Annotated in this window: 13 protein-coding genes; 6 read left to right on the forward strand and 7 right to left on the reverse strand. The window is 65.6% G+C overall.

The features are described from left to right. Positions 1-10: 10 nt before the first annotated feature. Positions 11-1,243: an FAD-dependent oxidoreductase gene (locus tag A5756_RS13030; protein WP_066952813.1), complete on the reverse strand. Its 1,233-nt coding sequence runs from the start codon at positions 1,241-1,243 to the stop codon at positions 11-13. A gap of 54 nt (positions 1,244-1,297) precedes the next feature. On the opposite strand from A5756_RS13030, the gene A5756_RS13035 reads away from it, so the two are divergent. From A5756_RS13035 to A5756_RS13055, 5 genes are all read left to right on the forward strand, one after another. Continuing rightward, positions 1,298-1,492 (forward strand): hypothetical protein, encoded by a 195-nt coding sequence (locus A5756_RS13035; protein ID WP_066952819.1) that lies wholly within the window; start codon positions 1,298-1,300, stop codon positions 1,490-1,492. Positions 1,493-1,824: 332 nt separating this feature from the next. Further along, positions 1,825-2,856 (forward strand): sulfate ABC transporter substrate-binding protein, encoded by a 1,032-nt coding sequence (locus tag A5756_RS13040; protein ID WP_066952821.1) that lies wholly within the window; start codon positions 1,825-1,827, stop codon positions 2,854-2,856. Beyond that, positions 2,853-3,737, forward strand: a complete 885-nt coding sequence (gene cysT, locus A5756_RS13045; protein ID WP_066952823.1) for a sulfate ABC transporter permease subunit CysT — start codon at positions 2,853-2,855, stop codon at positions 3,735-3,737. Before A5756_RS13040 ends, cysT begins: the two co-directional genes overlap by 4 nt. Beyond that, positions 3,734-4,546 (forward strand): sulfate ABC transporter permease subunit CysW, encoded by an 813-nt coding sequence (cysW, locus tag A5756_RS13050; protein ID WP_066952825.1) that lies wholly within the window; start codon positions 3,734-3,736, stop codon positions 4,544-4,546. The genes cysT and cysW overlap by 4 nt, the downstream gene beginning before the upstream one ends. A gap of 20 nt (positions 4,547-4,566) precedes the next feature. Further along, positions 4,567-5,652: a sulfate/molybdate ABC transporter ATP-binding protein gene (locus A5756_RS13055; RefSeq protein ID WP_066952827.1), complete on the forward strand. Its 1,086-nt coding sequence runs from the start codon at positions 4,567-4,569 to the stop codon at positions 5,650-5,652. A gap of 13 nt (positions 5,653-5,665) precedes the next feature. On the opposite strand, the gene A5756_RS13060 is transcribed toward A5756_RS13055, so the two are convergent. The 3 genes from A5756_RS13060 to A5756_RS26705 form a co-directional block, all read right to left on the reverse strand. Then, the gene (locus tag A5756_RS13060) at positions 5,666-6,409 is read right to left on the reverse strand and encodes a phosphoadenylyl-sulfate reductase (RefSeq protein WP_066952829.1); all 744 of its coding nucleotides are present in this window, start codon (positions 6,407-6,409) and stop codon (positions 5,666-5,668) included. After that, positions 6,406-8,073 (reverse strand): nitrite/sulfite reductase, encoded by a 1,668-nt coding sequence (locus tag A5756_RS13065; RefSeq protein WP_066952831.1) that lies wholly within the window; start codon positions 8,071-8,073, stop codon positions 6,406-6,408. The genes A5756_RS13060 and A5756_RS13065 overlap by 4 nt, the downstream gene beginning before the upstream one ends. Before the next feature lie 108 nt (positions 8,074-8,181). Further along, entirely contained in the window at positions 8,182-8,532 is a 351-nt protein-coding gene (locus A5756_RS26705; RefSeq protein ID WP_369828636.1) for an Ms4527A family Cys-rich leader peptide, read from the reverse strand. Here A5756_RS26705 and hemW point away from each other — a divergent pair. Continuing rightward, positions 8,459-9,631: a radical SAM family heme chaperone HemW gene (gene hemW, locus A5756_RS13070; RefSeq protein WP_066952833.1), complete on the forward strand. Its 1,173-nt coding sequence runs from the start codon at positions 8,459-8,461 to the stop codon at positions 9,629-9,631. The genes A5756_RS26705 and hemW overlap by 74 nt on opposite strands. Positions 9,632-9,634: 3 nt before the next feature. On the opposite strand, the gene A5756_RS13075 is transcribed toward hemW, so the two are convergent. From A5756_RS13075 to A5756_RS13085, 3 genes are all read right to left on the reverse strand, one after another. Beyond that, entirely contained in the window at positions 9,635-10,852 is a 1,218-nt protein-coding gene (locus tag A5756_RS13075) for a sodium-dependent bicarbonate transport family permease (protein WP_066952835.1), read from the reverse strand. 209 nt (positions 10,853-11,061) lie between these two features. Then, complete coding sequence (locus tag A5756_RS13080) at positions 11,062-12,297, reverse strand: sodium-dependent bicarbonate transport family permease (protein ID WP_066952837.1); 1,236 nt, start codon at positions 12,295-12,297, stop codon at positions 11,062-11,064. A gap of 289 nt (positions 12,298-12,586) precedes the next feature. Next, complete coding sequence (locus A5756_RS13085; RefSeq protein WP_066952839.1) at positions 12,587-12,799, reverse strand: hypothetical protein; 213 nt, start codon at positions 12,797-12,799, stop codon at positions 12,587-12,589. Positions 12,800-12,943: the final 144 nt, after the last annotated feature.

The following is a 12,943-nucleotide window of genomic DNA, read 5'->3' on the forward strand; positions in this document are numbered from 1 at the left end:
CCACTTCGGGTCACCCGCGACGCCGGGCAAACCTCGGGGCGTGCTCCGGAAGCGGGCCGATCGCGACGAGATAGCCGAGTACTCGCCGCAACGCAGGGGAGCGGCCCACCAGCCGCACTCCCAGCGGCGCACGCTGCGCGTTTCCGCCTACCGCCGCGGCGATCACATTGGCATGGATCAACCGTTGCGCGGTCTGCAGCAGCGCGGTGGGAAACCAGCGGCGCGCCTGGACGCGGGCGAGGCGCCGGGTGGGGACCCGTCCCGCGCGCAGCGCGTCGGCCAGGATGCGCGCGGCCGCCACCGCGTCGGCCACCGCCAGGTTGATGCCGATCCCGCCGACCGGCGACATCGCGTGCGCGGAGTCACCGATGAACAGGACGCCGTCGGCATACCAGCGGCGAAGCCGATTCAGTTGTACGTCAAGCAGTTTCACGTCATCGAAAGACGTGAGCGTCTGCACCCGGTGACCGAGCCAGGGCACCATGCCGACCAGCGCCCGGTGCAGCGCTTCGATGCCCTCCGACCGCAGCCGGGCGTCGGTTCCCTTCGGGATGATGTAGGCGATCTGGAAGTAATCGCCGCGATCGATCACGATGACGGCGTGTCCGGCCCGCAACACGCCGGCCAGACCCCGCGGATCGCCGGGGTGCCGCGGCAACCGGAACCACCACACGTCCATGGGCGCGCCGAAGCTGTGCGGTGTGAGGCCGACCGACGAACGCACCGTCGAAGCGCGACCGTCGCAGGCCACGGTCAGTTCGGCGCGCATCTCCTTGAGTTCGCCGGCCGGGTCCCGGTAGGTGACACCGACGACGCGGTCGGCGTCCCGGACGACGCCGATCACCTCGGTGCTGCGCAACAGCCGGAAGTTCGGTTCCGCCTCGGCGGCGGCGGCCACCAGCTCCAGGAAGTCCCACTGCGGCACCAGCGCGATGTGCTTGTGCGCCCCCGGCAGGCGGGTCAGGTCGAGGCCGAGCGGTGCGTTCTGTATCTCCATGTGGACGGTGTCGATGAGGCGGTGTGGGATTTCCGCGAATCGTGAGCCCAAACCCAGTTCGTCGAGCAGTCGCAACGTGCTCGCGTGCACGGTGTCTCCGCGAAAGTCACGCAGGAAGTCGGCGTGCTTTTCCATCACCGTGACGTCTATACCGGCGCGGGCCAGTAGCAGGCCCAGCACCATGCCCGCCGGGCCGCCGCCGGCGACCAGGCAGGCCGTTGCCGCGGATGGGGACGGGGCGGACATGGGCCGATCTTGGCACATTGGTTTTCGGCGGCAGGGCCGAATAGGGTGAGCCCCGTGACCGCTTTCCTGAATTGGTGGGACGGCAACGAGCTGTGGCTTTCCGGGCTCGCTTTCGTACTCCAGGCCATGGTGGTGATGCCGGTCGTGCTGGTGGTGGCCGCGGTCACGGCGGGACTGCTCGATGGCCTGCTCGGCAAAAGCATCGCCCTGATGCGTCGTGCCCGCCACGCCGGTGAGGCGCCCGGGTAACGCCTATGCCTCGGTCACACGTGACGTTGATTCTGGTCTCGCTCGTGTTGCTGGTGATCGTCGCGTGGTGGCTAACCCACTGAGGGCGCGACTTCGCGCGGCGTGCCCGCACGGCGACGCGAGCGGTGGCGGGCCTGGCGATTCCTGTTAGGCTTCCCGCCATGCACGTGACATCCGGTGTCGTGGAACGCCATGTCTTCGTGCACTGTTGTCGCTGACCGCCAATCCCGTGTGCGGTCTGGTATGGGGTTCGTCAGGCCTCCCAGTCGTTTAGGCGCCTTTCCGCAGCAACGGGACCACTATCACCTAAGTCCCCGTACTGGAAGGCCCGAATGCTCCACGACATCGCTTCGCGCTGGCGAAAGGTGAGTGCGCTCGCCCTCATCGTCGCAGTCATCTCGGGGTGTAGCGGCGGTGCCAGTGACGTCGTGGGCGGGGGCGGCCCGAGCAACGCGCGCACCAGTATCACGCTGGTGGCCTATTCGGTCCCAGAACCCGGCTGGAGCAAGGTCATCCCCGCCTTCAACGCCGCCGAAGAGGGCAAGGGCATTCAGGTGATCACCTCCTACGGCGCCTCCGGCGACCAGTCGCGCGGAGTCGTCGACGGCAAGCCGGCCGACATCGTGAACTTCTCGGTCGAACCGGACATCACGCGATTGGTGAAGGCCGGCAAGGTATCCAAAGATTGGAATACCGACGCCACCAAGGGAATTCCGTTCGGGTCGGTGGTAACCCTGGTGGTGCGCAAGGGCAACCCCAAAAACATCAAGGACTGGGATGACCTGCTGCGGCCGGGGGTGGAGGTCATCACGCCCAGTCCGTTGAGCTCGGGGTCGGCCAAGTGGAATTTGCTCGCACCGTACGCAGTCAAGAGCGAAGGCGGCGGCAACACCCAGGCCGGTGTCGACTTCATCAGCAAGCTGGTGCACGAACACGTCAAGTTGCGGCCCGGTTCGGGGAGGGAGGCAACCGATGTCTTCGTTCAGGGCAGCGGGGATGTGTTGATCAGTTACGAGAACGAGGCGATTGCCACCGAGCGCGCCGGCAAACCGGTTGAGCACATCAACCCGCCGCAGACTTTCAAAATCGACAATCCGGTTGCGGTGGTAACCACCAGCCCGCACCTGGACGCCGCGGTCGCCTTCAAGAACTTCCAGTACACGGCCACGGCGCAGAAGGTGTGGGGGCAGGCCGGCTTTCGGCCGGTCGATCCGGCCATCGCCGCCGAATTCCGCGATCGTTTTCCGGTGCCGGCGAAACTGTGGACGATTGCCGACCTCGGTGGCTGGAGCGCGGTGGACCCGCAGTTGTTCGACAAGACCACCGGCAGCATCACCAAGATCTACACGCAGGCCACCGGATGACGACCGCGATCACGCCCGACCCGCTCAGGCCCGAGCTCGGTCACCCGGCCGGTGACGCCGGGCACCGCCAAGCGAATCCGGGGCGTCGCCGGTCGGGAACCACTTCTCTGCGGGTGGGAGTGGCGACGCTATGGCTTTCGGTGATCGTGCTGCTGCCGCTGGCCGCCATCGCATGGCAGGCCGCGGGCGGTGGGTGGCACGCCTTCCGGTTGGCGGTGACGTCAAACGCCGCGTTGGAGTCGTTCCGGGTCACCCTGACCATTTCCGCCGGGGTCACCCTGGTGAACCTGGTGTTCGGCCTGATCATCGCCTGGATGCTGGTGCGGGACGACTTCGTCGGCAAGCGGCTCGTCGATGCGATCATCGACCTGCCCTTCGCACTACCCACCATCGTCGCGAGCCTGGTGATGCTGGCCCTCTACGGCAACAACAGCCCGGTAGGCCTGCATCTGCAGCACACGGCGTGGGGCGTGGCCGTGGCGCTGGCCTTCGTCACGCTGCCGTTCGTGGTACGCGCCGTGCAGCCGGTGCTGCTCGAGATCGATCGGGAGACCGAAGAGGCGGCCGCGTCGCTGGGTGCCAGCGGCGCAAAGGTTTTCACTTCTGTCGTGCTGCCGTCGTTGACACCGTCCCTGCTGTCCGGGGCGGGCCTGGCTTTCTCACGAGCGATCGGCGAGTTCGGGTCGGTGGTCCTGATCGGTGGCGCGGTGCCGGGCAAGACCGAAGTGTCATCGCAGTGGATACGCACCCTGATCGAAAACGACGACCGCACCGGTGCCGCCGCGATATCCATCGTCTTGCTGTCGATTTCGTTTGTGGTGCTGTTCATTCTGCGGATCGTGGGCGGACGCGCGGCCAAGCGTGAGGAGTTGGCGGCGTGACCTCATCGCCCAGGGTTCGATACCTGATCCGATTCGTCGGGCTCGCATACCTTTTCGTATTGCTGGTCGTTCCGGTTGCCCTGATCTTGTGGCGGACGTTTCGGCCAGGCTTCGGCCAGTTCTTCGACTGGGTGAGCACTCCCGCGGCGATCTCGGCGTTGAACCTGACCTTGCTGGTGGTCGCCATCGTGGTGCCGCTGAACGTGGTTTTCGGCATTCCCACCGCTCTGGTGCTCGCCCGCAACCGGTTTCGTGGCAAGGGCGTGCTGCAGGCGGTCATCGACCTGCCTTTCGCGGTGTCGCCGGTCATCGTCGGCGTTGCCCTGATCCTGTTGTGGGGATCGGCCGGCGCGTTCGGCTTCGTGGAGAAGGACCTCGGCTTCAAGATCATCTTCGGGTTGCCCGGCATCGTCCTTGCCAGCATCTTCGTCACACTGCCCTTCGTTGTGCGCGAGGTGGAACCGGTCCTGCACGAATTGGGGACCGATCAGGAGGAGGCGGCCGCGACCTTGGGATCGGGCTGGTGGCAGACTTTTTGGCGAATCACCCTGCCCTCGATCCGGTGGGGTCTGACCTACGGCATCGTGCTGACCATCGCCCGCACCCTCGGCGAATACGGTGCGGTCATCATCGTGTCGTCGAACCTCCCGGGAAAGTCCCAAACCCTGACCTTGCTGGTCTCGGATCGGTATAACCGCGGTGCCGAGTACGGCGCCTACGCGCTGTCGACGCTGTTGATGGGCGTCGCGGTGTTGGTCCTGATCTTCCAAGTGATTCTGGACATCCGCCGGGCGAGAGCGGCCAGGTAGCCTGACATGGAGACTCGGATATGACAGACAACCACAGCCGATCCGTCGACCAAGCCATCGTCGTGCGCAACGCCTACAAGCGCTACGGCGACTTTGTGGCCCTGGACAACGTGGACTTCGTCGTTCCCTCCGGCTCGCTGACCGCACTGTTGGGGCCCAGTGGTTCCGGCAAGTCGACCCTGTTGCGGGCGATCGCCGGTCTCGATCAACCCGACAGCGGGACGATCACCATCAACGGTCACGACGTCACGCGGGTGCCGCCGCAGCGGCGAGGCATCGGATTCGTATTCCAGCACTACGCCGCGTTCAAGCACCTGACCGTCCGCGACAACGTCGCCTACGGCCTGAAGATCCGCAAGCGACCCAAGGCGGAGGTCAAGGCCAAGGTCGACAACCTGTTGGAAGTGGTGGGGCTGAGCGGATTTCAGAACCGTTATCCCAATCAGCTCTCCGGCGGTCAACGGCAGCGGATGGCGCTCGCGCGGGCGCTGGCGGTCGACCCGCAGGTGCTGTTGCTCGACGAGCCGTTCGGCGCGCTGGACGCCAAGGTGCGCGAGGACCTGCGCGCGTGGTTGCGTCGCCTTCATGACGAGGTGCACGTCACCACCGTTCTGGTCACCCACGACCAGGCGGAGGCGTTGGACGTCGCCGACCGCATCGCCGTGCTGAACCACGGTCGTATCGAACAGGTGGGATCGCCGACGGAGGTCTACGACGCACCGGCGAGCGCCTTCGTGATGTCGTTCCTCGGCGCGGTATCCACTCTGAACGGCAATCTGGTTCGCCCGCACGATATCCGGGTGGGCCGCAACCCCGAAATGGCCATCGCGGGCGGCGATGGCACCGCAGAGTCCATCGGGGTGGTGCGCGCCACCGTCGACCGCGTGGTCGTGCTCGGCTTCGAGGTTCGGGTGGAGTTGACCAGCGCCGCCACCGGTGGGGCGTTCACCGCCCAGATCACCCGCGGTGACGCCGAGGCCCTGGCCCTACGCGAGGGGGACACCGTCTACGTGCGCGCGACCCGAATCCCGTCCCTCGCCGTTAACACGACGGACGACCGTCCCGCCGGCGCCGGCGAGGATCAAGCCACGCTGACGTCGGCGTAACGCCCGCTCCCCGTTACGAGGCGTGCAGCCCGCACTCGGTTTTCGACAGCCCCTGCCAGCGCCCGCTGCGCGGGTCGGCACCCGCGAGCGGCTTGGCCGTGCACGGTTCGCAGCCGATCGACGGATACCCGTCGTAGACAAGCGGATTGACCAGCACACCGTGCTCGTCGATGTAGCTCTGCATGTCCTCGTCGGTCCACGTCGCCAAGGGGTTGATCTTCACCAGCTTGAAGCCCTCGTCGAAGCCGATCACCGGGGTGTTGGCACGGGTCTTCGCTTCGCTCCGGCGTAACCCGGTCACCCAGGCGGAGTATCCGCTCAGGGCCCTGCGCAGCGGCACGACCTTGCGCAACCGGCAGCACTCGCCCGGGTCACGCTCGAAGAGGTTTTTCCCCAGCAGCTGGTCCTGCTCGGCCACCGTCTGCTCGGGGGTGATGTTGAGGACGTGGATGTCGTAGACCGACTCGACCGCGTCCCGGGTCCCGATGGTTTCGGCGAAGTGGTAGCCGGTGTCCAGGAACACCACCGGTACACCCGGCCGGACCTTGGATGCCAGATCGATCAACACGGCCTCCTGCATGCTGGAGGTCAACACGTAGTTGCAGGTGGCCCAGCCGCGGGGGCCGTTGATGCCGCCGAAATGCTCATCGGTCCACCGCAACACCTCTGTCGCGCTGGCGCCCTCGAGCTGCGCGGCGCCGCGCGCCGCCAGCTCCCGCAGTTCGGCTTCGGTCCGTTTCGTTGCCCGTTCACTCATCTCAAATCGTCCTCATCCGCCCGAATCGCCCACTGCGCGAACCGTTCTCCCGCACTGCGGTTTTTGATGAAGTTGCGTACCACCCGGTCGATATAGTCGCCCAACTCGTCACTGGTGACCTTGTGCTGGCGCAGCTTTCGCCCGAATCCGCTGTCCAGCCCGAGGCTGCCGCCCAGGTGCACCTGAAAACCCTCGACGGAGCCCCCGTGACCGTCGTCGACCATCTGGCCCTTGAAGCCGATGTCGGCCACCTGAATTCGCGCACACGAATTCGGACAGCCGTTGATGTTGACCGTGACCGGTACGTCGAGCACGGAGTTGATGTCCTCGAGCCGGCGTTCCAGCTCGGGCACCAAGACCTGGGCCTTGCCCCGGGTTTCGGCGAACGACAACTTGCAGTATTCGATTCCGGTGCAGGCCATCAGGTTTCGGCGCCACTGGGACGGTTTGGTTTGCAACCCGAGCGCCTCGAGGCCCGCGAGCACGTCATCGAGTTTGTCGTCGGCTACGTCGAGGATGACCAGCTTCTGGTACGGAGTGAACCGGACCCGGTCCGAGCCGGCCCGGTCCATCAGGTCGGCCACGGCCGAGAGAATGGTGCCCGAGACGCGTCCGGCGATCGGAGCCGCCCCGACGGCGTTGAGGCCGTTCTTGAGCCGCTGCACCCCGATGTGGTCGATGGGATGCTTGAGCGGTTCGGGGGCGGGGCCGTCGATCAGCGGCCGCTTGAGGTACTCGGTTTCGAGGACCTCCCGAAACTTCTCGATACCCCAGTCCTTGATCAAGAACTTCAGCCGGGCCTTGGACCGCAGTCGCCGGTAGCCGTAGTCGCGGAAGATCGACGTCACGGCCTCCCATATCTCGGGCACCTCGGCCAGCGGCACCCAGGCGCCGACCCGCTGGGCCAGCATCGGGTTGGTGGACAGGCCGCCGCCGACCCACAGGTCGAGGCCGGGCCCGTGCTCGGGATGGTTGACGCCGATGAAGGCGATGTCGTTGATCTCGTGCGCGACGTCCTGCAGCCCCGAGATCGCGGTCTTGTACTTGCGCGGCAGGTCGGCGAAGTCCGGCTGGCCGATGTAGCGACGCACGATCTCGTCTATCGCCCAGGTCGGGTCGATCACCTCATCGAGCGACTCGCCGGCCAGCGGCGAACCCAGGATGACGCGCGGGCAGTCGCCGCACGCCTCGGCGGTCTGCAGGCCGACGTCGGCGAGCCGCCGCCAGATTTCGGGGACGTTTTCGACCTCGATCCAGTGCATCTGCACGTTCTGCCGATCCGAGATGTCGGCGGTGTCGCGGCCGAACTCGGTCGAGATCTGGCCGACCGTGCGCAGCGCGGTGGCCGAGAGCGCACCGCCGTCGCAGCGCACCCGCATCATGAAGTACTTGGCTTCGAGCAGGTCGGCGTTCTCGTCGCCGGTGAAGGTGCCGTCGTAACCCTGTTCGCGCTGGGTGTAGAGCCCCCACCAGCGGAAGCGTCCGCGCAGGTCACTCTTGTCGATGCTGTCGAACCCGGCCTGGGCGTAGACGTTCTCGATGCGGTCGCGCACCTCGAGGGGGGCGCCGGCGTGCTTCATCTCTTCGTTGGGATTGAGGGGTTCCCGGTCTCCCAGCGCCCACTGGCCCTCGTTGCGGGCCTTCGCGGGACGGGCTGTGGTCATTCGGAGGTCTCCTTCTCGACATCGCAGGCATGAAAGCGCAGCTCACCGGTGGTATCGGCGGCGCAGATCCGATGCCAGCTGGACGTACAGGTGGGCGGGTCTACGACATCAAGGAAGACAGCAACAGCTGCAAACACGCTTGAGATCAATGTGACGCCGCGCCACGAGCGCAATGCGAAGGCTGGGCTGAGCGACGGTCACGTTGCCCATTGTGCCATGCCCGTCGGGGGGCCATACAACCAGGTCAAATATCCGCTCACGGTGAGCGAAATTCGGATTAAGCTGGCCGCGCCGGTGAGAAAAGCCAGGAAAACGCCGCGGGCATCGAGTGCGGACCGGGGATCGACGCCGCGGCCGGGCAGCGAGCACCGTGGGATCATTTGGCATGGCGCTTCGCGAGGAAACGGTCGAGCTGCCCGAACTGCAGCCCGTCCCCGGGCGGCCGTTCGGGGTGTACATTCACGTGCCGTTCTGCATAACGCGTTGCGGCTACTGCGATTTCAACACCTACACGCCCGCCGAGTTGGGCGGTGTGAACCCCGACGCCTGGCTGGCGGCGCTGCGGACCGAGTTGGAGCTGGCTGCGGAGCGGCTTTCCGGGCCGACCGTGAACACGGTGTTCGTCGGGGGAGGTACGCCGTCACTGCTGGGCGGCGTGCGCGTGGCGGCGCTGGCGGACATGGTGCGTGAGCATTTCGCGCTGGCGCCCGACGCCGAGATCACCACGGAGGCCAACCCCGAGTCGGCCTGGCCGGACTTCTTCGACGCCATCCGCGCGGCCGGCTACACGCGGGTGTCGCTCGGCATGCAGTCGGTGTCACCCAGGGTGCTGGGAGTCCTCGACCGCATTCACACCCCCAACCGATCGGCCGCCGCCGCGCGCGAAGCGCTGGATGCGGGCTTCGAGCACGTCAGCCTCGATCTGATCTATGGGACGCCGGGAGAGTCCGACGACGATCTGCTGCGCTCGGTCGACACGGCGATCGAGACCGGCGTCGATCACGTGTCGGCGTACGCGCTGGTCGTGGAGGAGGGCACCGCCCTGGCCCGACGCGTTCGGCGTGGCGAGCTGGCGGCCCCGGACGACGACGTGCTCGCGCACCGCTACGAGCTGGTCGATGCCCGGTTGTCCGAGGCCGGAATGACCTGGTACGAAGTGTCCAACTGGTCGCGGCCCGGCGGCGAATGCCGACACAACCTCGGCTATTGGGACGGTGGCCAGTGGTGGGGTGCGGGACCCGGAGCCCATGGCTACGCCGGCGCCACGCGGTGGTGGAATGTCAAGCACCCCAACGCCTATGCGGAGAGGCTGGCCGCTCCCGGGCTACCCGTGGGAGGATTCGAGCGGCTGGACGCCGACGCGCTGCACACCGAAGAGGTCCTATTGAAAACCCGGCTGCGGCAGGGTCTTCCGCGTGACGTGCTGAGCCCCGCCGAACTCGAACGCGCCGAAGGCGCGGTCGCCGACGGGTTGCTGATATCCGACGGCGATCGGTTCGTCCTCACGCCGCGCGGTCGGCTGCTGGCCGACGCCGTGGTGCGGACCGTCCTGGGGTAGTGCTCAGCTGCTCGGGAACCAGTGCGCGACTGCGTGATTGATTTCGATGTACAGCGGGATCCCGATGGTGACGGTGTAGGAGAATGTCAGACCCAGCGCGGCGGCCAGCGGCAAGGTCGGGCTCGCCTCCGGGATTCCCAGCCGCTGCACCGCGGGCAGCGTGATGTAGGACGCCGAGCCGCACAGCACGGCGAACAGCACGTAGGTTCCCGGCTGAAAGTGTGTATCGGTGAGGTTGGCGTAGCAGTAGGCGCCCAGGATGCCCAGCGTCGCAAAGACATTGGGCGCCAACAAGCCGAAGATGATGAACCCGCTGCCGGCCAACTTGAGGTCCCGTAGCTTGCGGGACGCCGTCATTCCCATTTCGAGCAGGAACAGGCAGAGCACACCCTGAAACGCCGCGACGAACAGCTCGTTCTGGTCGTGCACAACCTTCTGGCCCTGCAGCGCACCGATGAAACCGATGGCGATGCCGCCGACGAGCAGGATCAGTCCGGGGTTGAGGAAGACCTCCTGCAAAATCGCGCGCGAGAACAGCGGTGCCTTCTTGCGCTGCAGGGTGTCCCCGTCCCACTCGGGATGTTCTCGCTTTTCCAGTGAGAACTCCAGCTCCTCCTCGATCCCGCGCTCGGTTCGCTCGTCCACTCCTTCTGCTTGGGCGGCCGCGCCCGGCCCCACCTTGGCGGCAGCGGTGTAGCCGTGTTCGTCCGGCAGGTAGCCGGAGTCGTCCATTCCGCGGTGCCGGAGTCGGGCCACCAGGTATAGCGCCACCAGGCAGCCGGGAATCTCCATGAACGCCAGGAGGACCGGCATGTAGGCGTCGAAGGCGATCCCGACGCTGGTCAGTACGGCCACGCAGGTGGCGAACGTGCCGGCCGAGTCCGATCCGTAGTAGCCCGCAACCGTCGCCCTGTCGACCCGCCGCAGCCTGGTCAGGTAGCGCAGCAGGACGTAGGTGAGTACACCTATCGCGAAATTCAGCGCGAAGCCCAGCGCTACGAACCCGGCGATGTTGTCGATGTCGGCCGGTTTTACCTTGGCGAGCTCCTCACCACCCTGCCAGCCGATCGCCACCAGGAGGTACATGGTCAGGCCCTGGTAGATCACGTAGGGAAACTCGAACCGCACCTTGAGAATCGGGATGAGGAACCCGAAATAGAAGAACAGCAACAGTGGCTTGAAGAGATTGTGGACGAAGTTCTGCCACAACTCGTAGAGCATGGGCGCCTCCCGGCGACGCAGTCCGGCGCAGCGGGCGGCAGCAAGCGACTCGCGGCGCCCACGAACTTAGTGGAGACCCACGGGCTTCGGCGAGCCGACTCAACCCGTCTTTACGAACAATTAACAACCAGCTGGATCGGGTGTCGACTCAGGTCCGGCCCGGCCGGTCAAAGGAATTGTCGCCCATCTCGATTCGCCGGTGGGCGCAACTAGAACCAGTGGCCGATCAGCCGATTGACCTCGATGTAAAGCGGGATCCCGATCGTCACGTTGTAGGAGAACGTCAAACCGAGTGATGCGGCCAACGGCAGGGTGGGGCTGGCCTCGGGTATCGCCAGCCGCTGGACCGCCGGGACGGCGATATAGGACGCCGCGCCGCAGAGCACGGCGAAGAGCACATAGGTTCCCGGCTTGAAATCGACGTGGGTGAGCGAGGCGTAGATGTGGGCAACCAGGATGCCAAGGGGCGCAAAGAGGTTCGGCGCCAGCAGGCCGAAGAGGATGAAACCGGGGCCCGCCGTTCGCAGATCCTTCAACTTCCGGGAGGCCGTCATGCCCATCTCGAGCAGGAACAAACAGAGCACACCCTGGAACGCCATGACGAAGAACTTGTCGTCGTCGGCGACGACCTTCTGCCCCTGTAGCCCGCTGACCAGGCCGATGATGATGCCTCCCATCAGCAGGACGAGGCCGGGGTTGAGGAAGACCTCTTGGAAGAGCTCCCGCGAGAAGATCGGCGCCCGATTGCCCGACGTGCGAGGCGGGCTCTGGTCGGGCTCCCAGTCTGGATGGTCGAGCTTTTCCAGGGAGAATTCGAGCTCCTCCTCGATCCCGCGCTCGTGTTCGGCCTCGAGGCTCTGGCCGTGCGGGGGCTGGGCCGCGGTGCCGGGCCCGACTCCGACCCTGACCGGCGCGATGTAGCCCGGTTCGTCCATCATGTTTCCCGCCGTGTCCATGCCGCGGTGGCGAAGCCGCGCCACGAAGTACAGGGCCACCAGGCAGCCCGGAATCTCCATGACGGCCAACATGACCGGCATGTAGGCGTTGAACGCCATGCCGATGGCCGTCAGGACGGCAACGCAGGTGGCGAACGTGCCCGCCGAGTCGGATCCGTAATACCCCGCGACCGTCGCTCGGTCGATTCTTCGTAGCGACGTCAACCAGTTCAGCAGCAGGTAGGCGAGGCCGCCGATCACGAAATTGAGCACGAACCCCAACACCATGAAGCCCACGATCACCCCGATGCTGCCGGCGCTGATCTTGGCGAGTTCTTCACCGCCGTGCCAGCCGATGGCCAGCAGCAAGTACATGGTCAGGCCCTGGTAGATCACATAGGGAAATTCGAAGCGCACTTTCAGGATCGGGATGAGGAATCCGAAGTAGAAGAACAGCAGGAGCGGCTTGAACAGGTTATGGGTGAAGTTCTGCCAGAACTCTTGCAGCATTCGATGCCTCCCTCGATGAGTGCGGTGATCAGGGAAAGCACCGTCCGCAAGCGGAGCCACCACGAACATCCCGACGACCGAGCAAAACCTATCCCCGCCGGTGTCAAACCGCCACTCGAATGCAAAGGGTGTAGTACGAGCGTGTCGAAGCGCTGCCGGCTGGCCGGCGCGCAGGAAAATCCCTGTTCAAAGGCCTGTGGCCGGCGATCTTTCGGGGGCGCGCCGGCGGCTTGGCAGGCGTGGATTTGGTGGGAAAGTGCTGTGTATTTGCTGTGGGGTCAGTGAAGTATCAACGCGCCGACGAAATAACCGACGGCCGGACCCCGACGCCCTTCTGGCGGTGTGTCACCGACAGCCATGCCATTGGTGAGTAATGGGTGGTGATTTTCTCGAAACCGTCAACGCGCGAAACCGTAAGCACTCCGGTTTCCTGGTTGATTTCGAGTTCGTCACTGTCGCCGCCCTGGACCTCTTCGCCGTTTGCAAGCCGGATCACGAACATGATGTTGCTCTCGAATAGTCGTCCGGATAGGAGTTCACGCGCCACTCCTTTACCTACTGCGATGGAGCTCACCCGAGCCACCGCGCCCAACTGAAGCCCCGTTGGCGGGTTTGCACGGATCGACTCGATCTTAGGAGAAGTCGC

Origin of the sequence: Mycobacterium sp. 852002-53434_SCH5985345 (genome assembly GCF_001667155.1) — a bacterium.
GTDB lineage: Bacteria > Actinomycetota > Actinomycetes > Mycobacteriales > Mycobacteriaceae > Mycobacterium.